The sequence below is a fragment of the Paenibacillus bouchesdurhonensis genome, assembly GCF_900155685.1.
In the GTDB taxonomy this organism is placed as follows: domain Bacteria; phylum Bacillota; class Bacilli; order Paenibacillales; family Paenibacillaceae; genus Fontibacillus; species Fontibacillus bouchesdurhonensis.
In genome coordinates this window covers 867339-893239 of the sequence record NZ_LT732548.1, presented here as the reverse complement: position 1 = coordinate 893239, position 25901 = coordinate 867339, and the positions used below count along the sequence as shown (strand labels likewise).

Here is a 25901-nt window from a genome sequence, read left to right as displayed (position 1 = left end):
GTCTTTTGAACCGCTTTAATGGTATGCACAATTTTTAGGAAAAATATGAATGCTTATATAATTTTTATGTTTTAACCAAATGAAATGTAATCGTACTTTCGATCATAGCCGCGACCAATAAGGCCACCGTAATCCAGATGGCTGCTGTTCCCGCCGTCCGAAAAAACATTCCCCACTTCACGCTGCGCTCATGACGATCCCTGGCGCCAAGCTCTCCCAAGCTTTTCATCACCAAATAACCAAACTGCAGCCCGTAAGCAGCGGCAACCACAATCGCTGGAATTTCTATAATCCCGTGCGGCAGCAATCCTTTCACGATCAAATCGAACATGTTAGCCCCTTGAGCCGAGGCCGCATGAACCAAAAATCCCAATACCATCCCATTCATGACCAAGAACACAATCGGCATAAAGCCGAACAGCGCGCCTAACCCCATAATGAATAAACTTTTCACGGCATTATTTAAAAAGATAAATATAAAGAAGCTCAGCTCCGGTGAAGATGAGTTCGACAATTTCCCGCTCACCTCTTGCAGCGCTTCTATTTGCGGGGCTATTAGCGCACTGAGTTCATCCGTAAGGACTACTCCCATAATAATTCCTGCGATAAAAAGTCCAAGTGCAACGAATATCATCACCCGATATTGAATCAGATCCTGAATAAAGCGACGAAATGACATTTGTTCCTCCTATTATATAAGTTATTAATGATCTCCCCCTGCCTCCGGACAAGAGCGGGAATATTTCCTGAAGGTACGAGCATATATTGTAACAATGGACAAATTTATTTGATACGAGAGGGGCATAACTTATGAATAATTTCTTCTACGTCCTCAATGGAAAAAAGATCAAACGATTCTTATTTGTCTTCGCTGCGGCCCTATTTGCAGTAGGTGTAGTCTATGTAGAGAAAGGGAACATCACGGTATTCTCTGAAGAGAGCAATACTTCGGCCATTTATAGTGTATCCACGAATAAGAAGGTCATTGCATTGACTTTTGATATCAGCTGGGGGGATACGAGAACAGAGCCGATTCTTCAAGTCCTGAAAGAGAAGGAGGTAACAAAGGCGACCTTTTTCCTATCTTCCCCATGGAGCAAGAGCCACCCGGAAATCGTCAAGGCCATTCAACAGCAAGGCTTTGAAATTGGCAGTCACGGCCATAAGCACGTCAATTACAGTGAACTCGATGACGAAGAAATCAAGAGACAAATTACGACAGCTCACTCTATTTTAACCGATTTAACTGGAAAATCACCAACCTTGCTCCGCCTGCCAAACGGGGATTTTGATAAACGCGTCTTGAAAATTGCCAGCACTCTTGGTTACAAAGTAATTCAATGGGATACCGATTCTCAGGATTGGATGAACAAAGGCGTTGACACAATCGTCAATCGGGTAGTCAATAAAGCACATCCAGGTGATATCGTTTTATTGCATGCCAGCGACTCAGTCAAGCAGACGCACGAAGCTCTCCCAACAATTATTGATGAGCTGCGCAAAAAAGGATATGAGTTCGTCACTGTCTCTGATCTCCTTCAGGAAGCCGGAGTCAAAGGCGTCCAAGTCAGGGATCAAGCCTGGATTCAGGAGCAAATTGATTTGGCTGCCGGCATGTAGCCGACTCAGTAAGACGATGGAAAGCTTGGATCGACTTCCGCTTGACGGGAGTCTTTTTCTTTATTTTTCCTAAAACAAAAAGCCCAGCATAGTACTGAGCTTTCCTTTGCTTCCTCGCCCCTTATTGCGGGCTCTGTGCAGGCGCAGCAGAACCAGCAGGCTTTAACACTTTGTGCAGAATCAGTATCTGGAAAGCATTGCAAGCCAAGAGAGGAGCAACGATCCAGGCTGTCGCCGCATTAACACCGATCTTAAGCACACCGATCATTTCTACAATCGTCACGGCGATCATGAAGAACAAGGTTGGAATCCACGCGGTTCCATTGGTAAGCTTGGCCTTATAAAAAGCTACGGCACAAGCCACAATAAGTATAATAACGCTGAGAATGATATCCGAGTTGCCGCCCTGCCCCTCACCGACAAACGTCCGGAAGAACATCAGCTCAAGCAGCGCTAGCGCAGTGAGCACGATTTGCACATACTGCCAGGTTCTTCTAGAGAATACGCCCGTTCCCATATAGTTGATCATCAAATAAGCAAAAAAGCCCATCTGGGAATATACGCTAACCATAATGCCTACTCCGAGCAAAATGCCAACGTTCACCAAAAAATCTACTGCGCCGTTTAATTGCACGGTATCCGTCCATTGCAGAATTAAACCGACGGCTAACGATCCAACTGCTCCGACCAGCAACGTGGTCCAGAACAAATACAACCAATTTTTTAAATTCAAGACCTCACACCCCCACTAACGAATTATTTTACCAACGATTCCGGTAAAACACCATGCTTTTCAAGGGGATAATTCCTATTTCACGTCCGCATACTACAAACAGCGATGATGATGAAGGAGGAAGGAACCATGAAGTGGCTGAATTATCGATGGATATGCCTTATATGTATTTGTACACTTCCGCTGACGGCTTGCGGTTCTGAACAAAGCTCCTCTTCTTCCCAAGGCGGGGGATATAAAGAAACCAAGTCCATGATGATTGACATACTTAAGACCGATGAAGGAAAGAAAGCGATCTATGAAGCACTGAGCTCCCCCCCATCCGAGAGCAGCGAGGGACAATCCGGAGGTTCCAGCTCCGAATCGGGCAGTGGTGAAGGCAGCAGTTCTGGATCTTCGGGCGGCAGCTCTGAGGAATCAGGCTCTAGTAGCTCCAAAGGTTCTGGATCGGGCGGCGGCAGCATGGGGATCAAAATGATCCTGCCTACTCAGACCTCCGAACAGGTTCGCATGGCAGTAAAGGAAACCATCACTTCTCCGGAATATAAAAAAGAGTTTGAAAAAATAATGACCGATCCTAAATTCGCCGGTGATTTCGCCAAAGTAATCAATTCGCAGAATAAAGAGCTGCACATGCAATTAATTAAAGATCCGACGTATCAAAAATCAATCAGTGAAATCATGAAGTCGCCTGAGGTCATGAAGATGTTCCTGGATCTTACCCAAACCTCTGACTTCCGCAAACAGTCCATGACAGTCATGCAAGAGGCGATGCAGAGCCCGTTATTTAAAATGCAGGTGATGGAGCTGTTAAAGACAGTCGTGCAAGAGCAACTACAGCCTAAGCTGGAGAAGGAACCTTCTTCCGGTCAAAGTAGTGGTGGCAGCCAAGGGGGACAAGGCGGCGGCTCCGGCGGTGGTGGTGGCGGAGAAAGCGGTAGCGGTGGATAGCCGTATAGATTTCATCACCAGCTTCGGATCAATGCGCCTATGTAAGTACAAAAAAAGACTGACCTATATCGGTCAGTCCTTTGCATATTTATCCATGACTTGCTGGGCAATCTCGTCATATATTTGACCAATTGCACTGTCTTGCTTGTAAACACATGGCGAGAAGTCAGGCTCGGCAGGATGATTGTCCGGTGCGCCTACCGGAATTTGCGCGAGCAATCCCGTGTGCAGCGTCTCCGCGAGACGCGCCCCGCCACCTCGTCCAAAAATATAATCCTTTTGTTCGCAGCCCGAGCACTGATAGTAAGCCATATTCTCAACTACGCCAAGTATCTCATGATCGGTCTTCAATGCCATCGCTCCCGCGCGTGCGGCAACGAAAGCGGCGGTTGCGTGCGGCGTCGTCACGATGATTTCGCGGCTGTGCGGAATCATCTGATGCACATCAAGCGCTATATCTCCGGTTCCTGGCGGCAGATCAAGCAGCACGTAGTCGAGTTCTCCCCACTCCACGTCAACGAAAAATTGCCGGAGCATTTTCCCCAGCATAGGTCCGCGCCAAATGACCGGATTATTCTCTCGAATAAAGAAGCCCATCGACATGACCTTAACGCCAAAGCGTTCTACAGGAATTATCGCTCCCTCATCGATGTTAGGCACTTCCTCAATGCCCATCATATCAGGCACGCTGAAGCCGTACATATCTGCATCAATTAATCCGACACGTTGTCCGAGCCGTGCAAGCGCAACCGCTAAATTCACGGTTACGGTAGACTTACCTACGCCGCCCTTACCGCTGGCGATAGCAATAAACTTTACACCGGCCTTCGGATCAAGGATCGGCAGATTCCCCAGGCCTGCAGCATGTCCTTTTTGCAGCACCTCATCATCGGAAGGCTCTTCCGTTCCTCTGCTTTCTTTCATTTCCTGTCCGCCAGCGACCTCCTCACGTTCCCGTTCGGACGCCTCCCGGAATCTGATATGTACATGACTGACCCCGGCACCCGCTAGACGATCGCGAATTTCCTGCTCTAGCAGCTTACGCGTCTCTTCATCATCCTTCTCCAGGCAAACTACCGTCAGAGAAACACGATCCTCTTTCACCATCATATCGCGAATCCATTGCAGCTCCACCAAGCTTCGTTTCAATGTTGGCTCGGCAATAGGGCGCAAGGCCGCTTGAATATGCTCCTTGGATAACAATGACAACACCTCGACTTCGTATCATATCGTGTTGCTTAATTTAAATTATGTATATTATATCACTCTCCGCTCTCATTTGCCCTTTTTCCCTTCTCGCCAGAGCTATATCTTAGAATTCCCTGATAGATCGATGCGGCTACTTTACGCTGGTACTGCTCATTACCGAGCATTGCCGCTTCCCCTGGATGGGACAAAAAGCCGACCTCGACAAGTGCTGCAGGAACTTTTACGGCCTCCAGCATATAGACTGTCTTGTCGTTCTGCTTTGCAACGCGATCGCTATTCTCCAAGTTCCGTATGAGCTCCTCCTGAATGAGATAGGCTAAATCATAGCTGTTCTCATTCGCCGAAGTAAAGAAGGTTTGCGCTCCGCTCCATCGGCTGGACGGCACGCTGTTCATATGAATGCTGACTAACAGCTTCGCTTGCTTCTCTTCTATAAAACGAACTCGCCGCTTCAAGTCCTCGGTTTTTCGTTTGCTATAGCCTTTCGTTCCTTCATCAGCCAAGTCCCGATCATCTTCTCTAGTCATGACAACAATAGCACCAGCTTGCTGCAAATAATCCCGTAAATAGAGAGCCACAGCCAAATTAATATCCTTCTCAATAAGGCCCTGCCGACTTACCGCTCCGCCATCCGGTCCACCATGGCCCGCATCCAGGGCTACGGTCACTCCTGCCAAGGGCAGGCTCCAATAATTCCAAGCATTCCTTGCTGGAACTTCATAGAACGCGATCCCCCAGAGCATGCCCAGCAAAGCGAGGCCGAGCATCAGCTTTTTGATATGACCTATGGAAATCCATAGCGTCACTTTATCTCGTGAGCCCATAAAAAAGCCACCTCCGCACCCATAATGATTCTAATCATCTATATGGGACGAGGTGGACAAATATACCTCATATCAAATTATGGCATTAAATGATGACCTGATGACTCATGCCCTCGATCAATACTTTAGCTACCTCCGGTCTAGTAAACTCTGGCGGCGGGCATACGCCGTCGCGCAACAATGCTCTTACCTTCGTTCCGGACAAAGTCAAATGAGATTCCTTCGGATGCGGGCAGGTTTTACTGGAAGCCATATTGCCGCATGTCGTACAGAAGAAGCTGTGCTCGAAGAATAATGGGGAGATCCCTAGCTCTTCCGGCGTGAAATTCAAGAAAATTTCTTGCGCTTCATAAGTTCCGTAATAATCACCAACACCCGCATGATCGCGACCAACAATAAAATGAGTGCAGCCGTAGTTTTTGCGAACCATCGCATGGAATATCGCTTCTCGCGGCCCCGCATAACGCATAGCAGCCGGGAATACCCCAAGGAAGGTACGGTCAGCAGGGTAATAATTCTCCAGCAATGTGAGATAGCTCTTCATCCGTACATCTGCTGGAACGTCATCCGACTTCGTTTCTCCGACTAACGGATTCAAGAACAGCGCATCCACGATTTCCATCGCGCTCTTCTGGATATATTCATGCGCGCGATGCACCGGGTTACGTGTCTGGAATCCAACTACGGTTCTCCAGCCCTTCTCGGCAAATAAACGCCGCGTGTCCGCCGGATCGAAGTAAAACTCGCCAAAACGTTCCGGTTGCGGTCGATTCAGCACCTGTACCGAACCGCCTACGTAATAAGGCGAGCGTTCAAATAGCTTAGCTACACCTGGATGCTCCATATCTTCCGTCTTAAATACATTCCTGGCTTCTTCGGCTTGATCCACCTTGTATACACTCTGTACATTCAGAAGTCCGTATACAACACTATCCTTTTCACCTACTAAGGCTACTCGCTTGGAGATTTCTAATTGCTTAGCCTGCTCTTCGCTTACCGATAAGGTAATCGGAATGCTCCATACCGTGCCGTCCGCCAGTCTCATCTTATGAACCACGGATTCATAATCTTCTTTGTTCAAGAATCCTTCCAGCGGAGAAAATGCGCCGACACCGATCAGATCTAAATCGGAAATCGTCCATGCGTTAATCAAAATCGTTGGAAGCTCCTTCGCAGATGCGAGCAGCCTCTCTCTTTCCTCACCTGAGACAATCCGGTTTACCAGTTTGCCACCGTGCGGCAAAATTGCTGTCATTTCCATCGCTCCCTGTACCTAATATGTGTACCGTGCCCTATTATTTATGAAGTCCGCATTCTGTCTTTTCTGATCCTGACCATCGTCCTGCCCGCGGATCTTCTCCCGGCATAACGGGTCTTGTGCAGTACTCGCAACCGATACTCGGATAATTCTGATCATGCAGCGGGTTATACAGCACATTGTTAGCCCGGATGTAGTCCCATACATCCTCGGATGTCCAGCTCGCTAGCGGATTAAATTTAACCAGACCGAATTTCGTATCGTACTCTACTTTTTTCGCATTGGCACGAGTAGGTGCCTGATCGCGGCGTATCCCCGTGATCCAGGCATCGTATCCGGACAATACTCGGGTTAACGGCTCTACCTTACGGATGTTGCAGCAGGCATTCGGATCGCTTTTCCATAGTTCCTCCCCATGCTGAGCCGCCTGCTCCTCCGGCGTAATTAGCGGAGATACACGAACAAATTCAAGATTGTACTTGGAAACCATCTTATCGCGCGTTTCGTAGGTTTCTTTAAAGTGAAAGTCCGTATCCAAATAGAATATGTCCGTCGATGGACTGATTTTTTGCACCATGTCGACCAGAACAACATCCTCTGCTCCGAAGCTGCAGGCAAACGTGATATTCGGAAACGTCTGTATCGCCCAAGCTATTACCTCTTCAGCCGATGCATTCTCGAACTCTTCCGCTTTCGTCTGAATCAACTGTTCTTTTTCCAATAAATTCATCAATTTTGTCCCCCTCGCGTTAAACTTACATAAACAAGGAAATAATCCTACTAAACAGATTTGAATTATAATTTAAAGTATAGAACTTTTTAACAATATGTCAATATGAACAAAAGAAAAAAGCTCCTGCTTACAAGCAAGAGCTGAGTTTACTTATCGAATAGATCTAATACATCATATCAGTTTAGTCAAAATATCAACTTAAACATGCACTTACACTCACTAGGTCATTTATTAGCATAAAAAACAGCCTGTTCCAGAATAACTGGAACAGGCTGTAAACGTTGATATTAACGTTTCGAGAATTGTGGTGCACGACGAGCCGCTTTAAGACCGTATTTCTTACGCTCTTTCATGCGTGGGTCACGAGTCAAGAAGCCTGCTTTCTTAAGCGCAGGACGGAATTCCGGATCTGCTTTGAGCAGAGCGCGGGAAATACCGTGGCGGATTGCTCCGGCTTGACCAGAAATACCTCCGCCGTGAGCAATAACGATCACGTCGTAGCTTGAAGTTGTTTCAGTCAAATTAAGTGGTTGTTTAACGATCAGTTTGAGAGTTTCCAAACCGAAGTAGTCATTGATATCACGTTTATTGATGACAATGCGTCCTTCACCCGGTACAAGGCGAACACGAGCTACCGAATGTTTACGACGACCTGTCCCATAGTATTGTACTTTTGCCATGAAACTGTCCTCCCTTTTAATTATCCGCGAAGTTCGTAAACTTCAGGTTTTTGTGCTGCATGTGGATGCTCAGTACCCGCATATGCTTTCAATCTCAGCTTCATTTTCTCACCTTGGCGAGTTTTTGGAAGCATGCCGTGAACGGCAGATTCGATCATGCGCTCAGGTCTTGTTTTCAGAAGGTCTTGAGCAACCGTCACTTTAAGACCACCTGTGTGCTGGGAGTGACGATAGTACTTCTTGTTCTCCATTTTGTTTCCTGTTAGAGTGATTTTCTCTGCATTGATTACGATGACGAAGTCTCCGCCGTCAACATGAGGTGTAAATTCTGGTTTGTGTTTGCCGCGAATGAGTGCAGCAGCTTCGCTTGCCAAACGGCCCAACGTTTTGCCTTCGGCATCGATGATATGCCATTTGCGTTCAACTTCACTTGGCTTAGCCATATAGGTGGTACGCATGTAAAGATCCTCCTTCATTCTCGTCCGAAATGGTTCATAGATACCAGAGTAGTTCATGCTCTTTGGGCGCAGAACGGCGCTGGTAAATTTATCTTCGTTCGTATGCTTAATAGCATTAAATTTATCATGGTTGTATTGTCTTCTTATTGGGGGCTGTGGGATAGCCATAAGAAAACACAACTTATATTTTACAGGATGCAAATTTATTACGCAAGTCTTTTTTAACGAGTAAGTTCAATATATGTGGACTTTAGTCGAATAAGTCTCCCAGCACGTCCAGAACGGACTTCTTCTTTTTATATTTATACTGCTTCTTATTATATTTGCTTTCATGATAGCGGGAATCGTAGCCTTGCTGCGGAGATTGGTTGCCATATCCCGGGTTATAACTCTGCTGCGAAGGGGGCGCCCCATATCCATGATTATAATTGGGGTCAGGCGATGGCTGGCGATACTGATGCTCGCTCCGTTGATTGACTTGTCCGCCTTCCCGGCTCTCGTACCATTCATCAAACGCCGGCCGCAGTTCACGAATCTCGCCAAGCAGCTTCTCTAGTTCTCCTCGATCCAGCCATACACCTTTGCAGTCTGGACAAACATCAATTAACACGCCATCCTTCTCAACTTCTCTCATACGAACATCATTACATACAGGACATTTCATAATAATGCAGCCCTCCTAGAAATTTGTTGAGTATGATACGTTTCATTGACAAGATCGTTTCATAAACTATCCACCAAAAATATCACAATGGCCTTGTACATTTACTCATATTCCACGCTCCACAGCATAAGCCCCTTACTCTCTGCCGTTGGGCCAGCCGCCTTGCGATCCATCGCTTCAAGGATTTGCTTCATCTGCTCTGGAGGGCGTTTAGCCTGGCCTACTTCCAGCAGCGTTCCTACAATAATTCTAACCATATGCTGGAGGAAGCCATTGCCGCTAATATACAAATGCACTACTCCTTGATCTCGGGAAGCCGGCTTCGCCAAGGAGGTATCCACCTCGATTCTAGCTTCATCGATCGTCCTTATATGACTTGCTTTTGTCGAATGGCGAGAAGCGAACGAGGTATAATCATGTGTTCCTATGAGATAACTCAAGCCTTGCTGCATTGCTGAAATGTCCAATTTTCCCGGATGGTGAAGTTGATAGTTTCTTTGGAATACGTCAGGAACCCGATTAGCATTAATCGTATAACGGTATGTCTTCCGTTTGGCCGAGCGTCTCGCGTGAAAGTCAAGATCGACCTCTTCAGCACCCATTACACGAATATCTGAAGGCAAGCGTGCGTTTAACGCAAGACACCAGCGCTCCACCGGAATTTGCGATGAGGTAATAAAGTGAAACGGCTGTGCCCGAGCATGAACACCTGCATCCGTACGGCCTGACCCATGGATTTTGACTACCTCGCCCGTTAGATTCCGTATAGCCGCCTCCAAGCAATCTTGAATCGTGTTGCCGCCAGGCTGCGTCTGAAAGCCATAATAACTACTTCCGTCATAACAGACCGTCATTAGTAAATTACGCAACAACCTTGCCACCTTCCTGGCCCTTACTTCATTTCATCCTTCAAAAAAGTAAAACTCTCCGAGCGAATGAGCCATATTTAGGCTTGCATACAGAGAGTTTTGCATCACATATAAATAGAGGTCAGAGCGCGCCGCAAACGGATGCGCTACTGCTCTCCTATAAGAGCAAAGCCCCGTTCAAGCCACCCAGGCTCGTTCGGGGCTGAAAGCCGCAGAGCAGGAGTCTAGGCCCCTTCACGCAGTCGCTCTCTTTATGAATAAGCTATGTCCCCTCGCGGGAAAATAGAGACCATTCACGAAGAACTAAGCCCGGTCTACCAGTTCAAGATAAACCATAGGGGCAGAGTCGCCACGACGAGGTCCCAGCTTCAGGATACGAGTGTATCCGCCTGGACGCTCAGAGTAACGAGTAGCAATTTCAGTGAACAGCTTTTGGATTGCATCTTGCTCTCCATCGATCGATTCGCGGCGAACGAACGCTGCTACTTGACGACGGGCATGCAAATCTCCGCGTTTTGCTTTTGTAATGAGCTTCTCAGCGATCGAACGAACTTCTTTTGCTTTCGCTTCTGTCGTTTGGATCCGCTCGTACAAGAACAGGTCAGTTACCAGGTCACGGAACAAAGCTTTACGTGCACTAGAGTTACGGCCCAACTTTTGGTATGCCATGTGTATTCCCTCCTTCGCTAAAACGATTCAAGCAATCTATTCTTCCGTACGAAGTCCGAGTCCAAGCTCATCCAGCTTCTCTTGGACTTCCTCCAAAGATTTGCGTCCGAGGTTACGAACTTTCATCATATCTTCTTCGGTTTTCGTCGTCAGCTCTTGCACGGTATTGATACCGGCACGTTTTAGGCAGTTGTAAGAACGAACAGAAAGATCCAGCTCTTCGATGGTCATCTCCAGCACTTTCTCTTTCTTGTCCTCTTCCTTCTCTACCATGATTTCTGCGTCCTTCGCTTCGTCCGTGAGACCCACGAACAAGTAAAGGTGCTCGGTCAAAACCTTAGCTCCGAGGCTTACCGCTTCTTCTGGTTTGATACTGCCGTCTGTCCACACTTCAAGCGTAAGCTTGTCGTAGTTGGTCACTTGGCCAACCCGCGTATTCTCTACAACGTAGTTGACACGTGCAATCGGGGTATAGATCGAATCAACAGGAATGACACCAATTGGTTGATCATCTCGTTTGTTCCGATCTGCCTGAACATAACCGCGCCCCCGGCCTGCGAATATGCGCATGTGAAGCCTTGATCCCGGCTCAAGCGTAGCAATATGCAATTCCGGATTCAGGATTTCTACATCACTATCCGCACGGATATCACCTGCCGTAATAACTCCTTCGCCTTCCGCATCGATCTCAAGGATTTTCTCCTCGTCCGAATGGATTTTGAGAGAGAGAGCTTTCAGATTCAGAATGATCTCCGTAACGTCTTCCATTACACCTGGAACGGTCGAAAATTCATGCAGAACGCCATCGATCTGGACCGAGGTTACCGCTGCACCCGGTAGAGAAGAGAGCAAAATCCGACGCAGCGAGTTACCCAGAGTGGTGCCATATCCACGCTCAAGTGGTTCTACTACAAATTTCCCATAGGTGCCATCATCGTTAACTTCTACGGTCTCAATTTTCGGCTTTTCGATTTCTATCACGAAATTACCCCTCCTTCAAAACGTCGTTCCTAAAAAACTGCCATGTCTCTTGAAGTGTATCATGTAGTATGCCTAAACAACCATTGTTACCAAGTTGCAATGTTGTTATACCACACTTTATGCAACTTCATTAAACACGACGGCGTTTTGGAGGACGGCAACCGTTATGCGGGATTGGAGTCACGTCTTTAATCATGTTAACTTCAAGGCCTGCCGCTTGCAGGGAACGGATAGCGGCTTCACGGCCGGCTCCAGGACCTTTAACCATAACCTCGACGGATTTCATGCCGTGTTCCATTGCCGCTTTAGCAGCTGTCTCTGCAGCCATTTGAGCAGCAAATGGAGTAGATTTACGGGAACCTTTGAACCCTTGGCCGCCGGAGCTGGCCCAAGAGATCGCATTACCATGCGGATCCGTAATCGTTACGATTGTATTGTTGAAGGTGGAGCGAATATGCGCAACACCGGTCTCAATATTTTTACGGTCACGACGTTTAGTACGTACGACTTTTTTTGGTTTAGCCATTGTCTGTTATCCTCCCTTCTTATTTCTTCTTGTTCGCTACTGTACGACGAGGACCCTTACGAGTACGGGCATTCGTTTTCGTACGTTGTCCGCGAACAGGCAGGCCACGACGATGACGTACACCACGGTAGCAGCCAATTTCGATCAAACGTTTAATATTTAAGGAAATTTCACGACGCAGGTCACCTTCAACTTTAACCTCTCTGTCGATCGTTTCGCGTAGTTTGCTAACCTCATCTTCCGTCAAATCACGAACACGAGTGTCCGGATTGATGCCTGTAGTACTCAGGATTTTCTGGGAAGTCGTTTTACCGATTCCGAAAATGTAAGTCAAGGCGATCTCAACGCGTTTGTCACGTGGTAAGTCCACACCAGCTATACGAGCCATTTTACGCTACACCCCCTTCTATTAACCTTGTTTTTGTTTGTGCTTAGGATTTTCACAGATTACCATTACATGGCCTTTGCGACGAATGACTTTGCATTTTTCGCAGATAGGCTTTACAGAAGGTCTTACCTTCATGTTGATTACCTCCCTAAAGTTTTGCGAAGCAAAACTCTCTTCGTAAGGATTGACTGTTTTACGGATGTAAAACTGACTTCGAAAGCCTCAAGCTTGTTTTGCAAAGCAAAACTCTCTTCGTAAGAATTAGGTTAGTTTTACGGATGTAAAACTAACTTTGAGAAAACTTCGTTTCACAGATTATCGCAAAACTCTTTGCGATGATAAACTTACTCAACCTGAATATCATACCACACAATTGTTATAATTGGTATGGTATCTATTTACGGTAAGTAATACGACCTTTTGTCAGGTCGTACGGTGATAGTTGAACGACCACTTTATCTCCCGTCAGAATACGGATGAAATGCATCCGCAGCTTACCGGAAACATGAGCGAGAATTTGATGACCGTTCTCAAGCTCAACTTTGAAAGTAGCATTCGGCAGTGGTTCTATAACTACACCTTCGACTTCAATGACATCTTCCTTAGCCACAGTCAGTCTCCTTTCTCTTCAGCATTTAAATTGGCGGATTTGACAAATGAAAGTACTGCGTGGCGCAGCTTCGCATTCGTTACCCGTCCGCTTTCCTGCAAACTGTGAACAACCTCGCTGCTAATGACTGGCGAAAGTTCGAGATGCTGTACATTCTTCCTTTTAGGCTGATCAAACTTTCGTTTGTTCCCATCGGCGATAAGTACGAACTTGGCGTCCACAATCGCTACAACAACTGCAACCGTCCCGGCATCCTTGCCTTTCAACACTCTCACCATTTGGCCGACCTTGGCTTCAGAGCGGTGATTCACCTTCATCGCCTATACGTCCAGCTTAGTGAGAATTTCCATACCGTTAGCCGTAACTGCCACGGTATGCTCGAAGTGAGCGCAGAGCGAGCCGTCAACTGTAACGACTGTCCAATTATCTTCCAGCGTTCTTACATACCGCTTACCTACGTTGACCATCGGTTCAATAGCTAGAACCATGCCTGGCTTCAGGCGCGGGCCACGATCTGGAATACCGTAATTCGGAATTTGTGGTTCCTCGTGAAGTTTCGCTCCAATGCCGTGACCGACATATTCCCGAACGACCGAGAATCCTGCATCTTCAATGTAACGCTGAATAGCATGCGATATCGTATATAAGCGAACATCTGGCTTGACGAGCTCAAGGCCAGCAAAGAGAGATCCTTCAGTGACTTCGAGAAGCTTCTTTGCCTCATCGGAAATCTCGCCAACCGGATACGTCCATGCCGAGTCTCCATGATAACCGCGATACTCCGCACCGATATCAAGACTAATAATGTCGCCTTCATTCAGTTTGCGTTTGCCGGGAAATCCATGTACCAATTCTTCGTTAACCGAAGCGCAAATGCTGTAAGGAAAGCCGTTGTAATCTTTGAAAGACGGCACCGCGCCTTGACTGCGAATGTACTTATCAGCAATCTGATCGAGTTCCCCCGTCGTAATCCCGGGCTCAATCGATTGTGCCATGAGCCTGTGCGTCTCCGCGACGATCCGCCCTGCTTCTCTCATAAAGCCTAGTTCCGTTTCGGATTTACAAATGATCATTACTTAACCTCGCAGTAGAGATACGATTTCTTTCGTTACCGTATCGATTTCCTGTTCTCCATCAATTTCGCGCAGCAGCCCTTTCTCTTCATAATACTGAAGAAGTGGCGCTGTCTTATTGATGTATTCGTCCAGCCGTGTGCCTACGCTCTCTTCATTATCATCAGAACGTTGGTACAATTCTCCGCCGCACTTATCGCAAACACCTTCCTGTTTAGGAGGATTAAAGATCACATGATAAGTAGAGCCGCAAGATTTGCAAATCCGTCGTCCCGTAAGACGAGCCAGCAATTTGTTACGATCCACTTTCAGGTTGATGACGTGCGTAAGCTTCCGGTTCAATTCGCCAAGCAGTTCCTCCAGCGCTTCCGCTTGCGAAAGGGTTCTTGGAAATCCGTCCAATAAGAAACCTTTTTCGCAATCGGACTGCTGAAGCCGCTCGCGAACGATCCCAACCGTTACATCATCAGGTACCAGCAGGCCTTGATCGATATACTCCTTGGCTTTTAGCCCCACAGGTGTTCCCTGCTTAATCGCCAGACGAAATGCATCGCCTGTCGATACATGGGGAATGCCAAATTCGTTAACGATCGCCTCTGCTTGTGTTCCTTTTCCCGCTCCAGGAGGTCCCATGAATAGAATGTTCATGTCAAGCACTCCCTTCGAGACTGGTTCACTTCGCTAAGAAAACAGAACAATAGGCGCCAGGAGAGTTCGTTGACCAAGCTCAATCCTGGAACCTATCCCCTATTTATTAATGAAGCCTTTATAGTGACGTTTAATCAATTGCCCTTCGATCGTCTTCATCGTATCAAGCGCAACACCGATAACGATCAGAATGGACGTACCACCGATTTGAACACTGCGCGGCAATCCTGCCAACGCACCTAGAATAACCGGCAGCACAGAGATAAAGGCGAGGAACAGAGCCCCCGTCATCGTCAATCGGGACAGTACCCGAGTCAGATAAGTGGCCGTCGTTTTCCCCGGACGAATCCCCGGAATATATCCGCCATTCTTCTTCATGTTATCTGCCATTTGCTGCGGGTTCATCTGTACAAACGTATAGAAGAACGTGAATCCAATAATCATAACGACGTACAACACGATACCCAGCGGACGGTCAATGTTCATATTACTGCTGATCCATTGTGCCCAGCCATGTGTTGACCAGAAGCTAGCGATGACTACAGGAAACTGCAACAGGGATGAAGCGAAGATAACTGGAATAACGCCCGCTGCATTGATTTTGAGCGGAATATGCGTGTTCTGCCCGCCATACATTTTGTTCCCTACAACCCGCTTAGCGTATTGTACCGGAATTTTACGTATCGCTTGTTGGATATAAATAACACCGATCACAATTAGCACCAACACGATGATAATCGCGATTGCTTTAACAATGTTCATGAACGTTTGCCCAGAAACAATGAAATCGGACATCGCGATATTTTGAATATGCGTCGGAATCGAAGCGACGATACCCGCGAAGATAATCAGCGAAATACCGTTGCCGATACCCTTTTCCGTGATTTGCTCACCGAGCCACATTAGGAATGATGTCCCCGCGGTCAAGACGATCGCGATTAACATGTAATCCCCGAATGTCGCATTCGGCACCATATCAGTACCATACAAGCGGTTGAAACCGATCGATGTCGCAAAGGCTTGAATCAGAGCCAAGACAACCGTTGCATAACGAGTGACTTGAGCCGTCTTTCTCTTACCATGCTCACCTTGTTTCGCCCATTCTGCCAATTTTGGAATTACGTCCATCGACAGAAGCTGTATGATAATGGAGGCTGTGATATAAGGGAAAATCCCGATTGCAAAAATCGAGAAATTCTGCAGCGCGCCACCCGAGAAGGTATTCAATAGCCCGAGCAAATCGCTTCCCGCAGTGTTAGTCTGTTTGAACACTTCCTTATTAACGCCAGGAACCGGAACAAACGTACCGATCCGATAAATAATAAAGATAAAGAGAGTGAACAAAATACGGGTACGCAGATCTTTAACGTGCCATATATTCTTCATGGTTTTAAACATTAGATCACCTCGGTTTTACCGCCGGCAGCCTCGATTTTCTCTACCGCGGATTGAGAGAACTTATTCGCTTTAACCGTCAGTTTGACAGTAATTTCACCGTTGCCGAGAATCTTGATGCCGCTTTTTGCGTTTTTCACGATTCCTTGTTCAAACAACAGCTCAGGAGTAACCTCTGTATCCGCCGCAAAGTTGTTCAATTCCTGGGTGTTCACAATCGCATACTCTTTCCGCGTTGGATTCGTAAATCCGCGTTTTGGCAAGCGACGATACAACGGGTTTTGACCGCCTTCGAAGCCCGGACGGACACCACCGCCGGAACGAGCATTTTGACCTTTGTGACCACGAGTTGATGTTTTACCCATACCACTTCCTGTACCGCGTCCAACACGTTTGCGTTCTTTACGGGAACCAGGAGCAGGGGATAGCTCATGTAACTTCATCGTTCGTTGCACCTCCTTATTTATTGTTTCACTTGCGAATAATGGCAACCGATCGGTGTACCATTATAATTGAATAGCGAAATCCGCTAATACTTGTCAGGGAGTTATCCTTGGATTTCTTCAACGGATACCAGATGGCTTACATGATTAATCATACCACGAATGGCAGGATTGTCTTGTTGAACCACGGATTGGTTGATTTTACGCAATCCCAAAGTTTGAACGGTCGTGCGTTGTTTCTCCGATGTGCCGATCAAACTACGTACGAGGGTAATTTGCAGTTTTGCCATGAGATTCCCTCCTTAACCGAGAAGTTCTTCGACGGATTTACCGCGTAATTTCGCAACATCTTCAGCGCGTTTCAGACGGGACAAGCCCTCCAAAGTCGCGTTGACCATGTTGATGGAATTCGAAGAACCTAAAGATTTTGTTAGAATGTCGCCTACGCCAGCTAGTTCAAGTACTGCACGAACTGGACCGCCTGCGATTACCCCGGTACCTTCGGAAGCCGGTTTAAGAAGAACGCGGCCTGCACCGAAGTGACCGATTACTTGGTGAGGGACTGTCGTTCCTACAAGCGGAACGAATACAAGGTTTTTCTTGGCATCTTCGATTCCTTTGCGAATCGCATCAGGAACCTCGCCTGCCTTACCGATCCCAGCGCCAACCCAGCCTTTGCCGTCCCCGACAACTACTAGCGCACTGAAGCTAAAACGGCGTCCGCCTTTTACTACTTTAGCTACGCGGTTAATGTTTACAACTCTTTCAGTCAGTTCTAAAGTATTCGGATCTACACGCAAGTCGTTAACCTCCTTTTAGTGATTATTTTAGAATTCAAGGCCTGCTTCGCGGGCTGCGTCAGCCAGAGCTTGAATACGTCCATGATACAAATATCCTCCACGGTCAAACACAACATTTTTGAAGCCTTTATCTTGAGCACGTTTCGCGATCAGTTCGCCAACTTTGCTAGCAGACTCAACGTTGCCGCCGCCGGAGATGCTTCCGCTCAATTCTTTATCAAGCGTCGATGCCGATGCCAGAGTTACCCCAGCCACATCATCGATCAGTTGTGCGTAAATATGTTTGGAAGAACGGAATACGTTCAATCTTGGACGAGTAGCCGTTCCTTGGATTTTTCTCCGTACACGCAAATGTCTTTTCAGACGAGCTTTGTTCTTATCAGCTTTAGTAATCATGACTTCCATTTCACTCCCTTCGGTTTACGTAAACAACACATACCGTTCAACTCGCCAGAAGGATTGATCCGCTAAGAAGAAAGTTATTTCTTCTTACCGGCTTTACCTTCTTTACGAATAATACGTTCACCTTCGTACTTAATCCCTTTGCCTTTGTACGGCTCAGGCTCACGCACGGAACGAATTTTAGCAGCGTATTCTCCAACACGCTCTTTGTTAATTCCGCTAACGATGATTTTCGTATTAGAAGGCACTTCAAATGTAATGCCTGGCTCTGGAGTGATCTCTACTGGATGGGAGTACCCAACGTTGAGTACGAGCTTTTCTCCGGCTTTGCTTGCGCGGTATCCAACCCCAACCAACTCTAGATTTCTTGTAAATCCTTCGGTTACTCCGTTCACCATGTTGCTCACTACACTGCGTGTCGTACCGTGTAGGGAACGATGTGTTTTATGATCAGAAGGACGTTCCACTGTAACCTCATTGTTCTCAACAATGACTTTCATGTCCTTGTGAAGTTCACGAGTCAAAGAACCCTTCGGTCCTTTTACCGTAATTACGTTATTATCGAGTGTGATATCCACACCACTTGGTACTGTAATTGGTTTGCGACCAATTCGAGACATTTGCTGCACCTCCTTGTTTTGTGACGTTAATTACCAAACGTAGCAGACAACTTCGCCGCCGGCTTTAGACTGACGTGCTTCTTTGTCGGTCATAACTCCTTTGGAAGTGGAAATAATCGCGATTCCCAGACCGCCCAGTACACGAGGAACTTCATTACTCTTCGTGTAAACGCGAAGACCTGGTTTACTGATTCTCTTCAAGCCAGTAATAACGCGCTCGTTGTTCGGGCCGTATTTCAAGAAAAGACGGATCATCCCTTGTTTGTTGTCATCGATATATTCTGCATCGCGGATGAAGCCTTCACGCTTCAGAATCTCGGCGATTTGCTTTTTGATCGTTGAGGCAGGCAGTTCCACCGTTTCGTGGCGAACTGTGTTCGCGTTACGAATACGAGTAAGCATATCTGCAATTGGATCTGACATAGTCATACGTGTAAACCTCCTTCCCGTTGTTGATTGTTTACCAGCTTGCTTTTTTCACGCCAGGAATCTGGCCTTTATAAGCTAATTCACGGAAACAAATTCTGCATATTTTAAACTTTTGCAGTACCGAATGTGGACGACCGCAACGCTCACAACGGGTATACGCCCGTACTTTAAATTTCGGTGTGCGTTGTTGTTTAACTTTCATCGAAGTTTTTGCCACTTAGCCTGACACCTCCTAAATAGTTTCGGAGAATTCATTACAACCTACCTTACTTTACAAAAGGCATTCCCAGTCCTGTGAGCAATTCACGAGACTCTTCATCCGTTTTAGCCGTCGTTACAATAACGATGTCCATACCGCGAACTTTATCCACTTGATCGTATTCGATCTCAGGGAAAATCAATTGTTCTTTAAGGCCAAGCGTGTAGTTCCCACGTCCGTCAAACGCTTTGTTGGACACGCCGTGGAAGTCACGTACACGTGGAAGCGTTACGTTAAACAATTTGTCGAGGAAATGGTACATACGCTCGCCGCGAAGGGTTACCTTCACACCGATCGGCATGTTCTCACGAAGCTTAAATCCAGCGATGGATTTCTTAGCGCGTGTGATAACCGGCTTTTGTCCGGCGATCAACTGCAAATCGTTAACTGCGGAATCAAGCACTTTCGAGTTAGCTACAGCTTCACCAACACCCATGTTGATTACCACTTTCTCGACTTTAGGTACTTGCATTACCGTTGTATAGTTGAATTTTTGAATCAAAGCAGGCGTTACTTCATTCAAAAAGCGTTCTTTCAATCTTGCTGCCATGAATCATGGACCTCCTTTCTTTGCGTTGCTGGATTAGTCGATTACTTCACCCGATTTTTTTGCAATACGAACCTTTTTGCCGTTGTCCAATACTTTGTAACCGATACGGGTTACGCTTCCGCTCTTAGGATCAACGTGCATGACGTTCGATACGTGAATCGGAGCTTCCTTTTCAATAATTCCACCTTGCGGGTTCAGCTGATTAGGTTTTTGGTGTTTCTTAACCATATTCACGCCTTCCACAAGCACTCGGTTCTCACGAGGATACGCAGCGATGACGCGGCCTTTCTTGCCTTTGTCTTTGCCTGTGATCACGATAACCGTGTCGTCTTTTTTGACGTGCAATTTATTGTTATGGGATTCCAGAATCTTTTTCAGTCTAGGCATTCTTTACACCTCCTGTTTCGTCGAACTTCCTGTTTCACATACGTACTAGATAACTTCCGGAGCCAAGGAAATGATTTTCATGAAATCTTTATCGCGAAGTTCACGAGCAACAGGTCCGAAAATACGTGTACCGCGTGGGCTCTTGTCGTCTTTAACAACAACCGCTGCATTTTCGTCAAACGAGATATAAGAACCATCTTTACGACGAACGGAACGTTTTGTACGAACGATTACCGCTCTAACGATGTCACCTTTTTTGACAACGCCGCCTGGTGTTGCTTGTTTTACGGAACAAACGATGAGATCTCCAATATGCGCTGAACGACGACCAGTACCACCTAGCACGCGGATACACATCAATTCCTTCGCACCGGAGTTGTCGGCTACATGCAATCGTGAGAATGCTTGAATCATGGTTATTTCCTCCTTTCAGTTTAAGCTGCCATGCTGTTAGATAATAATCGCTGCTTCGATAATTTCTGCGAGTCTCCAACGCTTGTCTTTAGACAGCGGACGAGTTTCGACGATTCTAACCGTATCACCAATTTTTGCAGTATTGTTCTCATCATGCGCTTTAAATTTTTTCGTATATTTAATGCGTTTATGGTACAAATCATGCTTCTTGTAAGTCTCAACAGCTACAACGATGGTTTTATCCATTTTGTCACTGACAACTTTACCAACTTGAACTTTACGGGCATTGCGTTCGCTCATGGTTAGCCTCCTTCCTGGACTTAGGCGCTTCGCTTACGTGGAGCGCAGTATTAGCTAGTAATACCAAGTTCTCTTTCATGTAAAATGGTTTTAGCACGAGCTATATCTTTCCGCACGTCACGGATCCGAGTCGGGTTATCGAGCTGGCCGGTGGCCAATTGAAAACGGAGGTTGAAAAGCTCTTCCTTAAAACCCGCGATTTTCTGTTCGATTTCAGCAGTGGTTAAGTTGCGAAGTTCATTAGCTTTCATTTGCTTCACCACCCAATTCTTCACGTTTCACAAACTTTGTTTTGATTGGCAGTTTGTGAGCGGCAAGCCGCATAGCTTCACGAGCGATTTCCTCGGGTACACCAGCAAGCTCAAACATGATTTTGCCTGGTTTCACAACTGCAACCCATTTCTCAACGTTACCTTTACCGCTACCCATCCGCACTTCAAGAGGCTTTTGAGTAATTGGCTTGTCAGGGAAAATTTTGATCCATACTTTACCGCCCCGTTTGATGTAACGAGTCATCGCAATACGCGCAGCCTCGATTTGGCGGTTCGTAATCCATGTAGGCTCAAGAGCTTGCAGGCCGTATTCACCGAAGTTCAGTTCAGTTCCGCCTTTAGCTTGACCCCTCAAACTACCGCGCTGTTGCTTGCGGTGTTTTACACGTTTAGGTACCAACATGATTAATTGCCTCCTTCCTGGGCAGCTTGTTGTTTCTTAGCCGTAGGAAGAACCTCTCCACGATAGATCCATACTTTTACGCCAAGACGTCCATAGGTCGTATGAGCTTCAGCCGTACCGTAGTCGATGTCAGCACGAAGCGTATGAAGTGGAACAGTTCCTTCACTGTAGCCTTCTGAACGAGCAATCTCAGCACCGCCAAGACGACCGCTGACTGCTGTTTTGATTCCTTTTGCACCGGAACGCATTGTTCTTTGAATCGCTTGTTTTAGCGCACGACGGAAAGAAACACGACGCTCCAATTGTTGTGCGATGCTTTCAGCGACTAGAATCGCGTCAAGATCAGGATTTTTGATTTCAGAGATATTGATGTGAACTTTTTTGCCGCCTGCGATTTTCGTAATTTGATTACGCAGGTTTTCAACTTCCGAACCGCCCTTACCGATAACCATGCCCGGCTTAGCAGTATGGATCGTTACATTCACACGATTAGCCGCTCTCTCGATTTCGATCCGAGATACCGCGGAGTCTTTCAGTTTATTTTTCAGGTGCTCACGAATTTTCACGTCTTCAAGCAAAAGATCACCGAAATCTTTGCCTGCGTACCATTTGGATTCCCAATCACGGATAATCCCTACTCGTAGTCCGACCGGATTTACTTTTTGGCCCACGCGTTTTCCCTCCTTATTTTTCGGATACCACCAAAGTAATGTGGCTGGTGCGTTTGTTGATCCGACTTGCACGTCCCATTGCCCGCGGGCGGAAACGTTTCATTGTAGGACCTTGGTTTACGTACGCTTCCGTAACAACCAATTTATTAACATCCAGAGAATAGTTATGCTCAGCATTCGCAATTGCCGAATTCAAAAGCTTCTCCACAATCGGGGAAGCCGCCTTAGGCGTGTGGCGGAGAATTGCGATAGCATCGCCAACTTGCTTGCCACGGATCAAATCGATAACCAATCTTGCTTTCCGCGGAGCAATACGGATGGATCTTGCATGTGCTTTAGCTTCCATAGTGTGTTACCTCCTCTCAAACGAAGAACTTATCCCTTAGCGTCTCGTTTTCTTATCGTCGTCCGTATGACCTTTATAGGTACGGGTTGGAGCAAATTCGCCGAGTTTATGTCCGACCATATCCTCAGTAACATATACCGGAACATGCTTGCGGCCATCATATACACCGAACGTATGCCCAATGAATTGCGGGAAAATCGTGGAGCGACGGGACCAAGTTTTGATAACTACCTTTTTGTTCGATGCGCTCGCTTCTTCCACTTTCTTCAGCAGGTAACCATCTACGAATGGCCCCTTTTTCAGACTGCGACTCATGTATTTTTCCTCCCTTCGCCACTTTGAAAATGACTTGATCTCTTTCGGGCTTAAGCCGGCTTATGCCAGCTGTTGATATCTTCTATTATCGTGACCAGGAAGTGATCCGCTGGCAGCGGATTACTTCGTGCGGCCGCGAACGATATATTTATCAGAAGCTTTGCCTTTTTTACGCGTTTTGTAACCAAGCGTCGGTTTGCCCCATGGAGAAAGCGGAGACTTACGTCCGATTGGCGCACGACCTTCACCACCACCGTGTGGGTGATCGTTCGGGTTCATGACGACACCGCGTACAGATGGACGCTTGCCGAGCCAACGACCGCGGCCAGCTTTACCGATCTTGATCAATTCATGGTCTTGGTTACCCACAGAACCAATGGTTGCACGGCAAACTTTAAGAATTTTACGCACTTCGCCAGAAGACAGGCGAACGGATACGTACTTATCTTCTTTACCGAGCAATTGTCCTTCTGTACCAGCCGCACGAACAAGTTGTCCGCCTTTGCCTGGTTGAAGTTCAATGTTGTGGATAACTGTACCTACTGGAATGTTCTCCAAAGGAAGAGCATTACCGATTTTGATGTCAGACCCAGGTCCTGACTCGATCATGTCGCCTACTTTCAGTCCTTTCGGAGCCAAAATGTAGCGTTTCTCGCCGTCAACGTAGTGGATCAGAGCGATGTTGGAAGTCCGGTTCGGGTCATACTCGATTGTAGCAACGCGACCTGGAATTCCATCTTTATTGCGTTTGAAGTCGATGATGCGATAGTTACGTTTATGTCCTCCACCGTGGTGGCGAACCGTAATTTTACCGTGGTTGTTGCGTCCAGCCGTTTTGCTCAGTGGAGCAAGCAACGATTTCTCCGGACGATCCGTAGTAATTTCTTCAAAAGTGGATACAGACATATTCCGTCTAGCCGGAGATGTCGGTTTATACTTTTTAATTGGCACTGTTTTTCCCTCCTTGCTCTAACGTTCTATTATACCGATTCAAAAAATTCAAGCGGTTTGCTGTCAGCTGTCAGCGTAACGAATGCTTTCTTCCATTCAGGAGTATACCCGAAGTGGCGTCCGTAACGTTTCGGCTTACCAGGAACACGCAACGTATTCACACTGCTCACTTTTACATTAAAGATCGCTTCTACAGCTTGTTTGATTTCGGTCTTGTTCGCACGAATGTCTACTTCGAAAACGTATTTGTTCTCTCCCATGTAATCAGCCGTACGTTCCGTAATCACTGGACGTTTAATTATATCACGAGGATCCTTCATTACGCGAGCACCTCCTCTACCTTCTGAACTGCTTCTTTCGTAATGATCAGTTTGTCGTGCGTCAGCACGTCAAGAACATTAATGCCGTCAGCTGCAACGAATTTAACACCTGGGATGTTGCGTGCGGACAACGCCACATTATCATCATAGCTAGGAGCTACGATCAATGCTTTGCGATCTACTTTCAGGTTGTTCAGAATCGCTGCAAACTCTTTCGTCTTAGGAGCGTTCAGACTAAGCGCATCCAGTACGATAATGTCTTGATCGATCACTTTCGAAGAAAGAGCCGATTTGATCGCCAAACGGCGAACTTTCTTAGGCAATTTGAACGCATAGCTGCGTGGAGTCGGACCAAACACGATTCCGCCGCCAACCCATTGCGGGGAGCGGATCGAACCGTGACGAGCACGACCTGTGCCTTTTTGTTTCCATGGTTTACGGCCGCCGCCGCGAACTTCGGAGCGTCCTTTTACTTTATGAGTACCCTGACGCAGGGAAGCGCGCTGCATAACAACTGCATCGTGAAGAACGTGAACGTTCGGCTCAATACCGAATACCGCGTCATTTAGTTCAACTTCGCCCACTTGGCTACCACTGACATTATAAAGTGCTACTTTAGGCATTGCTTGTTCCTCCTTTCTTTAAAGGCGATTATTTCTTAACCGCTTGTTTGATTTTCACTACGCTATTTTTAGGACCTGGAATGGATCCTTTAATCAGCAATACGTTGCGCTCAGCATCCACGCGAACGACTTCAAGATTTTGAATCGTCACTGTTTCGCTACCCATATGTCCTGGCAGTTTTTTGCCTTTAGGAACACGGTTGGCTTGGATGGAACCCATGGAACCTGGCCCGCGATGGTAACGGGAACCGTGAGACATAGGCCCGCGGCTTTGACCCCAGCGTTTGATATTACCTTGGAATCCTTTACCTTTAGAAATGCCTGTTACGTCAACAAATTCGCCTTCAGCAAAAATATCAACTTTGACCTCTTGGCCAACTTCATATGCTGCCATATCAACACCGCGAATTTCACGAACGTAGCGCTTAGGTGCTGCATTCGCCTTCTTAGCGTGACCTAATTCAGGTTTGGTAGCTCTGCTTTCCTTTTTATCGGCATAACCGATTTGGATGGCTTCATAGCCGTCGTTATCTGCATCTTTCTTCTGCAGAACAACGTTGGACTCAGCTTCAATTACCGTTACAGGAATAACAATTCCCTCTGGGGTAAACACTTGAGTCATTCCGAGTTTTTTCCCTAAGATACCTTTCATGTTGACACCTCTTTTCCTTTCCTAATCGACTTACGATTGATATTACAATTTGATTTCGATATCTACACCGGACGGCAGGTCCAAGCGCATCAAGGCATCCACAGTTTGTGGAGTCGGGTTTACAATGTCGATCAGACGTTTGTGCGTCCGCATTTCGAATTGCTCCCGGGAATCCTTGTACTTGTGTACCGCACGGAGAACAGTAATGATTTGTTTCTCAGTTGGAAGCGGAATCGGTCCGGATACACCAGCACCTGAACGTTTTGCCGTTTCAACGATTTTCTCTGCGGATTGATCAAGAATTCTGTGATCATAAGCTTTCAAACGAATACGAATTTTTTGCTTTGCCATTTTAGTCCCTCCTTCTATCGCCCAATTTATTATCGGACATACTCCGCGAAAATTTTCCGAACACCCTCCCATGGCAAAGGGGCCGGGTGTGTCAGTAACCTCTC

The 25901-nt window shown here is 46.8% G+C and carries 43 protein-coding genes; 2 read left to right on the top strand and 41 right to left on the bottom strand.

The annotated features are described in order from the left end of the window. Positions 1–64: 64 nt before the first annotated feature. Complete coding sequence (locus CZ379_RS08495) at positions 65–679, bottom strand: stage II sporulation protein M (RefSeq protein ID WP_110931249.1); 615 nt, start codon at positions 677–679, stop codon at positions 65–67. Positions 680–810: 131 nt separating this feature from the next. Here CZ379_RS08495 and pdaB point away from each other — a divergent pair, with 131 nt between their 5' ends. Then, positions 811–1620 carry a polysaccharide deacetylase family sporulation protein PdaB gene (pdaB, locus tag CZ379_RS08490; protein WP_110931248.1) on the top strand — a complete coding sequence of 270 codons (810 nt, stop codon included), beginning with the start codon at positions 811–813 and terminating at the stop codon, positions 1618–1620. Between the two features lie 121 nt (positions 1621–1741). Here pdaB and CZ379_RS08485 read toward each other — a convergent pair whose 3' ends face one another. Next, positions 1742–2353 (bottom strand): KinB-signaling pathway activation protein, encoded by a 612-nt coding sequence (locus tag CZ379_RS08485; protein ID WP_110931247.1) that lies wholly within the window; start codon positions 2351–2353, stop codon positions 1742–1744. A 129-nt stretch (positions 2354–2482) separates the two neighbouring features. Between CZ379_RS08485 and gerD the strand changes: the two genes are divergently transcribed. Continuing rightward, positions 2483–3304 carry a spore germination lipoprotein GerD gene (gene gerD / locus CZ379_RS08480; RefSeq protein WP_110931246.1) on the top strand — a complete coding sequence of 274 codons (822 nt, stop codon included), beginning with the start codon at positions 2483–2485 and terminating at the stop codon, positions 3302–3304. Between the two features lie 72 nt (positions 3305–3376). Here gerD and CZ379_RS08475 read toward each other — a convergent pair whose 3' ends face one another. The 39 genes from CZ379_RS08475 to rpsJ form a co-directional block, all read right to left on the bottom strand. Further along, the gene (locus CZ379_RS08475; protein WP_110931245.1) at positions 3377–4507 is read right to left on the bottom strand and encodes an Mrp/NBP35 family ATP-binding protein; all 1131 of its coding nucleotides are present in this window, start codon (positions 4505–4507) and stop codon (positions 3377–3379) included. A gap of 59 nt (positions 4508–4566) precedes the next feature. After that, positions 4567–5337 (bottom strand): N-acetylmuramoyl-L-alanine amidase CwlD, encoded by a 771-nt coding sequence (gene cwlD / locus CZ379_RS08470; RefSeq protein WP_110931244.1) that lies wholly within the window; start codon positions 5335–5337, stop codon positions 4567–4569. A gap of 85 nt (positions 5338–5422) precedes the next feature. Then, the gene (gene sat / locus CZ379_RS08465) at positions 5423–6592 is read right to left on the bottom strand and encodes a sulfate adenylyltransferase (protein WP_110931243.1); all 1170 of its coding nucleotides are present in this window, start codon (positions 6590–6592) and stop codon (positions 5423–5425) included. A gap of 40 nt (positions 6593–6632) precedes the next feature. Beyond that, a complete protein-coding gene (locus CZ379_RS08460; RefSeq protein ID WP_110931242.1) occupies positions 6633–7325 on the bottom strand; it encodes a phosphoadenylyl-sulfate reductase in 693 nt (230 codons plus the stop codon). Positions 7326–7615: 290 nt separating this feature from the next. Next, positions 7616–8008, bottom strand: a complete 393-nt coding sequence (rpsI, locus tag CZ379_RS08455) for a 30S ribosomal protein S9 (protein ID WP_110931241.1) — start codon at positions 8006–8008, stop codon at positions 7616–7618. Positions 8009–8028: 20 nt separating this feature from the next. Further along, positions 8029–8466, bottom strand: coding sequence for a 50S ribosomal protein L13 (rplM, locus tag CZ379_RS08450; protein ID WP_110931240.1), 438 nt, complete (start codon positions 8464–8466; stop codon positions 8029–8031). A 250-nt stretch (positions 8467–8716) separates the two neighbouring features. Then, complete coding sequence (locus CZ379_RS08445) at positions 8717–9130, bottom strand: TFIIB-type zinc ribbon-containing protein (protein ID WP_110931239.1); 414 nt, start codon at positions 9128–9130, stop codon at positions 8717–8719. Between the two features lie 101 nt (positions 9131–9231). Then, the gene (truA, locus tag CZ379_RS08440) at positions 9232–9999 is read right to left on the bottom strand and encodes a tRNA pseudouridine(38-40) synthase TruA (protein WP_110931238.1); all 768 of its coding nucleotides are present in this window, start codon (positions 9997–9999) and stop codon (positions 9232–9234) included. Between the two features lie 303 nt (positions 10000–10302). Continuing rightward, a complete protein-coding gene (gene rplQ / locus CZ379_RS08435) occupies positions 10303–10668 on the bottom strand; it encodes a 50S ribosomal protein L17 (protein WP_019635795.1) in 366 nt (121 codons plus the stop codon). A 36-nt stretch (positions 10669–10704) separates the two neighbouring features. Further along, positions 10705–11649, bottom strand: coding sequence for a DNA-directed RNA polymerase subunit alpha (locus CZ379_RS08430; protein ID WP_110931237.1), 945 nt, complete (start codon positions 11647–11649; stop codon positions 10705–10707). A gap of 130 nt (positions 11650–11779) precedes the next feature. Next, positions 11780–12175 (bottom strand): 30S ribosomal protein S11, encoded by a 396-nt coding sequence (gene rpsK, locus CZ379_RS08425; RefSeq protein WP_110931236.1) that lies wholly within the window; start codon positions 12173–12175, stop codon positions 11780–11782. 19 nt (positions 12176–12194) lie between these two features. After that, a complete protein-coding gene (gene rpsM, locus CZ379_RS08420) occupies positions 12195–12563 on the bottom strand; it encodes a 30S ribosomal protein S13 (RefSeq protein ID WP_110931235.1) in 369 nt (122 codons plus the stop codon). A gap of 21 nt (positions 12564–12584) precedes the next feature. Then, on the bottom strand, positions 12585–12698 hold the full coding sequence (gene rpmJ / locus CZ379_RS08415) for a 50S ribosomal protein L36 (protein ID WP_068779123.1): 114 nt from the start codon (positions 12696–12698) through the stop codon (positions 12585–12587). Between the two features lie 259 nt (positions 12699–12957). Beyond that, the gene (infA, locus tag CZ379_RS08410) at positions 12958–13173 is read right to left on the bottom strand and encodes a translation initiation factor IF-1 (protein WP_059040336.1); all 216 of its coding nucleotides are present in this window, start codon (positions 13171–13173) and stop codon (positions 12958–12960) included. Between the two features lie 2 nt (positions 13174–13175). Then, positions 13176–13490: a KOW domain-containing RNA-binding protein gene (locus CZ379_RS08405; RefSeq protein WP_110931234.1), complete on the bottom strand. Its 315-nt coding sequence runs from the start codon at positions 13488–13490 to the stop codon at positions 13176–13178. A gap of 3 nt (positions 13491–13493) precedes the next feature. Beyond that, the gene (map, locus tag CZ379_RS08400) at positions 13494–14246 is read right to left on the bottom strand and encodes a type I methionyl aminopeptidase (protein WP_110931233.1); all 753 of its coding nucleotides are present in this window, start codon (positions 14244–14246) and stop codon (positions 13494–13496) included. Positions 14247–14249: 3 nt separating this feature from the next. Then, positions 14250–14894 (bottom strand): adenylate kinase, encoded by a 645-nt coding sequence (locus CZ379_RS08395; protein ID WP_110931232.1) that lies wholly within the window; start codon positions 14892–14894, stop codon positions 14250–14252. A gap of 99 nt (positions 14895–14993) precedes the next feature. Continuing rightward, positions 14994–16292, bottom strand: coding sequence for a preprotein translocase subunit SecY (gene secY, locus CZ379_RS08390; protein WP_110931231.1), 1299 nt, complete (start codon positions 16290–16292; stop codon positions 14994–14996). Further along, a complete protein-coding gene (gene rplO, locus CZ379_RS08385; RefSeq protein WP_110931230.1) occupies positions 16292–16732 on the bottom strand; it encodes a 50S ribosomal protein L15 in 441 nt (146 codons plus the stop codon). The genes secY and rplO overlap by 1 nt, the downstream gene beginning before the upstream one ends. 104 nt (positions 16733–16836) lie before the next feature. Continuing rightward, the gene (rpmD, locus tag CZ379_RS08380; protein ID WP_110931229.1) at positions 16837–17022 is read right to left on the bottom strand and encodes a 50S ribosomal protein L30; all 186 of its coding nucleotides are present in this window, start codon (positions 17020–17022) and stop codon (positions 16837–16839) included. A 12-nt stretch (positions 17023–17034) separates the two neighbouring features. Further along, the gene (rpsE, locus tag CZ379_RS08375) at positions 17035–17532 is read right to left on the bottom strand and encodes a 30S ribosomal protein S5 (RefSeq protein ID WP_110931228.1); all 498 of its coding nucleotides are present in this window, start codon (positions 17530–17532) and stop codon (positions 17035–17037) included. A gap of 27 nt (positions 17533–17559) precedes the next feature. Further along, complete coding sequence (rplR, locus tag CZ379_RS08370; protein ID WP_110934287.1) at positions 17560–17928, bottom strand: 50S ribosomal protein L18; 369 nt, start codon at positions 17926–17928, stop codon at positions 17560–17562. 83 nt (positions 17929–18011) lie between these two features. After that, the gene (rplF, locus tag CZ379_RS08365) at positions 18012–18554 is read right to left on the bottom strand and encodes a 50S ribosomal protein L6 (protein WP_110931227.1); all 543 of its coding nucleotides are present in this window, start codon (positions 18552–18554) and stop codon (positions 18012–18014) included. A gap of 30 nt (positions 18555–18584) precedes the next feature. Next, positions 18585–18983 carry a 30S ribosomal protein S8 gene (gene rpsH, locus CZ379_RS08360; protein WP_110931226.1) on the bottom strand — a complete coding sequence of 133 codons (399 nt, stop codon included), beginning with the start codon at positions 18981–18983 and terminating at the stop codon, positions 18585–18587. A gap of 31 nt (positions 18984–19014) precedes the next feature. Next, positions 19015–19200, bottom strand: coding sequence for a type Z 30S ribosomal protein S14 (locus CZ379_RS08355; protein WP_013312154.1), 186 nt, complete (start codon positions 19198–19200; stop codon positions 19015–19017). 49 nt (positions 19201–19249) lie between these two features. Then, positions 19250–19792, bottom strand: a complete 543-nt coding sequence (gene rplE / locus CZ379_RS08350) for a 50S ribosomal protein L5 (protein WP_019635780.1) — start codon at positions 19790–19792, stop codon at positions 19250–19252. A 33-nt stretch (positions 19793–19825) separates the two neighbouring features. Continuing rightward, a complete protein-coding gene (gene rplX / locus CZ379_RS08345) occupies positions 19826–20179 on the bottom strand; it encodes a 50S ribosomal protein L24 (RefSeq protein WP_110931225.1) in 354 nt (117 codons plus the stop codon). A gap of 45 nt (positions 20180–20224) precedes the next feature. After that, the gene (rplN, locus tag CZ379_RS08340; RefSeq protein ID WP_110931224.1) at positions 20225–20593 is read right to left on the bottom strand and encodes a 50S ribosomal protein L14; all 369 of its coding nucleotides are present in this window, start codon (positions 20591–20593) and stop codon (positions 20225–20227) included. Positions 20594–20629: 36 nt separating this feature from the next. Next, positions 20630–20893 carry a 30S ribosomal protein S17 gene (gene rpsQ, locus CZ379_RS08335; RefSeq protein ID WP_110931223.1) on the bottom strand — a complete coding sequence of 88 codons (264 nt, stop codon included), beginning with the start codon at positions 20891–20893 and terminating at the stop codon, positions 20630–20632. A 50-nt stretch (positions 20894–20943) separates the two neighbouring features. Further along, positions 20944–21144, bottom strand: a complete 201-nt coding sequence (gene rpmC, locus CZ379_RS08330) for a 50S ribosomal protein L29 (protein WP_019635776.1) — start codon at positions 21142–21144, stop codon at positions 20944–20946. After that, the gene (gene rplP, locus CZ379_RS08325; RefSeq protein WP_110931222.1) at positions 21134–21568 is read right to left on the bottom strand and encodes a 50S ribosomal protein L16; all 435 of its coding nucleotides are present in this window, start codon (positions 21566–21568) and stop codon (positions 21134–21136) included. The genes rpmC and rplP overlap by 11 nt, the downstream gene beginning before the upstream one ends. Before the next feature lie 2 nt (positions 21569–21570). After that, a complete protein-coding gene (gene rpsC / locus CZ379_RS08320) occupies positions 21571–22239 on the bottom strand; it encodes a 30S ribosomal protein S3 (RefSeq protein ID WP_110931221.1) in 669 nt (222 codons plus the stop codon). 13 nt (positions 22240–22252) lie between these two features. Continuing rightward, the gene (gene rplV, locus CZ379_RS08315) at positions 22253–22585 is read right to left on the bottom strand and encodes a 50S ribosomal protein L22 (RefSeq protein WP_110931220.1); all 333 of its coding nucleotides are present in this window, start codon (positions 22583–22585) and stop codon (positions 22253–22255) included. A 36-nt stretch (positions 22586–22621) separates the two neighbouring features. Beyond that, entirely contained in the window at positions 22622–22900 is a 279-nt protein-coding gene (rpsS, locus tag CZ379_RS08310; RefSeq protein WP_055105076.1) for a 30S ribosomal protein S19, read from the bottom strand. Positions 22901–23020: 120 nt separating this feature from the next. Continuing rightward, complete coding sequence (gene rplB, locus CZ379_RS08305; protein ID WP_110931219.1) at positions 23021–23851, bottom strand: 50S ribosomal protein L2; 831 nt, start codon at positions 23849–23851, stop codon at positions 23021–23023. A gap of 29 nt (positions 23852–23880) precedes the next feature. Then, the gene (rplW, locus tag CZ379_RS08300; RefSeq protein WP_110931218.1) at positions 23881–24171 is read right to left on the bottom strand and encodes a 50S ribosomal protein L23; all 291 of its coding nucleotides are present in this window, start codon (positions 24169–24171) and stop codon (positions 23881–23883) included. Then, positions 24171–24794: a 50S ribosomal protein L4 gene (gene rplD, locus CZ379_RS08295; RefSeq protein ID WP_110931217.1), complete on the bottom strand. Its 624-nt coding sequence runs from the start codon at positions 24792–24794 to the stop codon at positions 24171–24173. The genes rplW and rplD overlap by 1 nt, the downstream gene beginning before the upstream one ends. 28 nt (positions 24795–24822) lie before the next feature. Beyond that, on the bottom strand, positions 24823–25446 hold the full coding sequence (gene rplC / locus CZ379_RS08290) for a 50S ribosomal protein L3 (RefSeq protein ID WP_110931216.1): 624 nt from the start codon (positions 25444–25446) through the stop codon (positions 24823–24825). Between the two features lie 42 nt (positions 25447–25488). Beyond that, complete coding sequence (rpsJ, locus tag CZ379_RS08285) at positions 25489–25797, bottom strand: 30S ribosomal protein S10 (protein ID WP_006037947.1); 309 nt, start codon at positions 25795–25797, stop codon at positions 25489–25491. Between the last annotated feature and the right edge of the window lie 104 nt (positions 25798–25901).

Coding starts and splice junctions, on each gene's coding strand:
- CZ379_RS08460 (WP_110931242.1), bottom strand. CDS start 7,325: ATGAATTTATTGGAAAAAGAACAGTTGATTCAGACGAAAGCGGAAGAG.
- rplO (WP_110931230.1), bottom strand. CDS start 16,732: ATGAAGTTACATGAGCTATCCCCTGCTCCTGGTTCCCGTAAAGAACGC.
- rplC (WP_110931216.1), bottom strand. CDS start 25,446: ATGAAAGGTATCTTAGGGAAAAAACTCGGAATGACTCAAGTGTTTACC.
- sat (WP_110931243.1), bottom strand. CDS start 6,592: ATGACAGCAATTTTGCCGCACGGTGGCAAACTGGTAAACCGGATTGTC.
- rplP (WP_110931222.1), bottom strand. CDS start 21,568: ATGTTGGTACCTAAACGTGTAAAACACCGCAAGCAACAGCGCGGTAGT.
- rplX (WP_110931225.1), bottom strand. CDS start 20,179: ATGCCTAGACTGAAAAAGATTCTGGAATCCCATAACAATAAATTGCAC.
- CZ379_RS08395 (WP_110931232.1), bottom strand. CDS start 14,894: ATGAACATTCTATTCATGGGACCTCCTGGAGCGGGAAAAGGAACACAA.
- pdaB (WP_110931248.1), top strand. CDS start 811: ATGAATAATTTCTTCTACGTCCTCAATGGAAAAAAGATCAAACGATTC.
- rpsS (WP_055105076.1), bottom strand. CDS start 22,900: ATGAGTCGCAGTCTGAAAAAGGGGCCATTCGTAGATGGTTACCTGCTG.
- rpsM (WP_110931235.1), bottom strand. CDS start 12,563: ATGGCTCGTATAGCTGGTGTGGACTTACCACGTGACAAACGCGTTGAG.
- rpmD (WP_110931229.1), bottom strand. CDS start 17,022: ATGGCAAAACTGCAAATTACCCTCGTACGTAGTTTGATCGGCACATCG.
- cwlD (WP_110931244.1), bottom strand. CDS start 5,337: ATGGGCTCACGAGATAAAGTGACGCTATGGATTTCCATAGGTCATATC.
- rplQ (WP_019635795.1), bottom strand. CDS start 10,668: ATGGCATACCAAAAGTTGGGCCGTAACTCTAGTGCACGTAAAGCTTTG.
- map (WP_110931233.1), bottom strand. CDS start 14,246: ATGATCATTTGTAAATCCGAAACGGAACTAGGCTTTATGAGAGAAGCA.
- rpsQ (WP_110931223.1), bottom strand. CDS start 20,893: ATGAGCGAACGCAATGCCCGTAAAGTTCAAGTTGGTAAAGTTGTCAGT.
- rplD (WP_110931217.1), bottom strand. CDS start 24,794: ATGCCTAAAGTAGCACTTTATAATGTCAGTGGTAGCCAAGTGGGCGAA.
- rpsI (WP_110931241.1), bottom strand. CDS start 8,008: ATGGCAAAAGTACAATACTATGGGACAGGTCGTCGTAAACATTCGGTA.
- CZ379_RS08405 (WP_110931234.1), bottom strand. CDS start 13,490: ATGAAGGTGAATCACCGCTCTGAAGCCAAGGTCGGCCAAATGGTGAGA.
- rpmJ (WP_068779123.1), bottom strand. CDS start 12,698: ATGAAGGTAAGACCTTCTGTAAAGCCTATCTGCGAAAAATGCAAAGTC.
- CZ379_RS08495 (WP_110931249.1), bottom strand. CDS start 679: ATGTCATTTCGTCGCTTTATTCAGGATCTGATTCAATATCGGGTGATG.
- rplV (WP_110931220.1), bottom strand. CDS start 22,585: ATGGAAGCTAAAGCACATGCAAGATCCATCCGTATTGCTCCGCGGAAA.
- rplF (WP_110931227.1), bottom strand. CDS start 18,554: ATGTCTCGAATTGGTCGCAAACCAATTACAGTACCAAGTGGTGTGGAT.
- rpsJ (WP_006037947.1), bottom strand. CDS start 25,797: ATGGCAAAGCAAAAAATTCGTATTCGTTTGAAAGCTTATGATCACAGA.
- rplN (WP_110931224.1), bottom strand. CDS start 20,593: ATGATTCAAGCATTCTCACGATTGCATGTAGCCGACAACTCCGGTGCG.
- rplE (WP_019635780.1), bottom strand. CDS start 19,792: ATGGCAGCAAGATTGAAAGAACGCTTTTTGAATGAAGTAACGCCTGCT.
- rpsH (WP_110931226.1), bottom strand. CDS start 18,983: ATGACTATGTCAGATCCAATTGCAGATATGCTTACTCGTATTCGTAAC.
- rplR (WP_110934287.1), bottom strand. CDS start 17,928: ATGATTACTAAAGCTGATAAGAACAAAGCTCGTCTGAAAAGACATTTG.
- rplW (WP_110931218.1), bottom strand. CDS start 24,171: ATGAAGGATCCTCGTGATATAATTAAACGTCCAGTGATTACGGAACGT.
- secY (WP_110931231.1), bottom strand. CDS start 16,292: ATGTTTAAAACCATGAAGAATATATGGCACGTTAAAGATCTGCGTACC.
- CZ379_RS08445 (WP_110931239.1), bottom strand. CDS start 9,130: ATGAAATGTCCTGTATGTAATGATGTTCGTATGAGAGAAGTTGAGAAG.
- rpmC (WP_019635776.1), bottom strand. CDS start 21,144: ATGAAAGCTAATGAACTTCGCAACTTAACCACTGCTGAAATCGAACAG.
- rpsK (WP_110931236.1), bottom strand. CDS start 12,175: ATGGCTAAACCAAAAAAAGTCGTACGTACTAAACGTCGTGACCGTAAA.
- rplM (WP_110931240.1), bottom strand. CDS start 8,466: ATGCGTACCACCTATATGGCTAAGCCAAGTGAAGTTGAACGCAAATGG.
- gerD (WP_110931246.1), top strand. CDS start 2,483: ATGAAGTGGCTGAATTATCGATGGATATGCCTTATATGTATTTGTACA.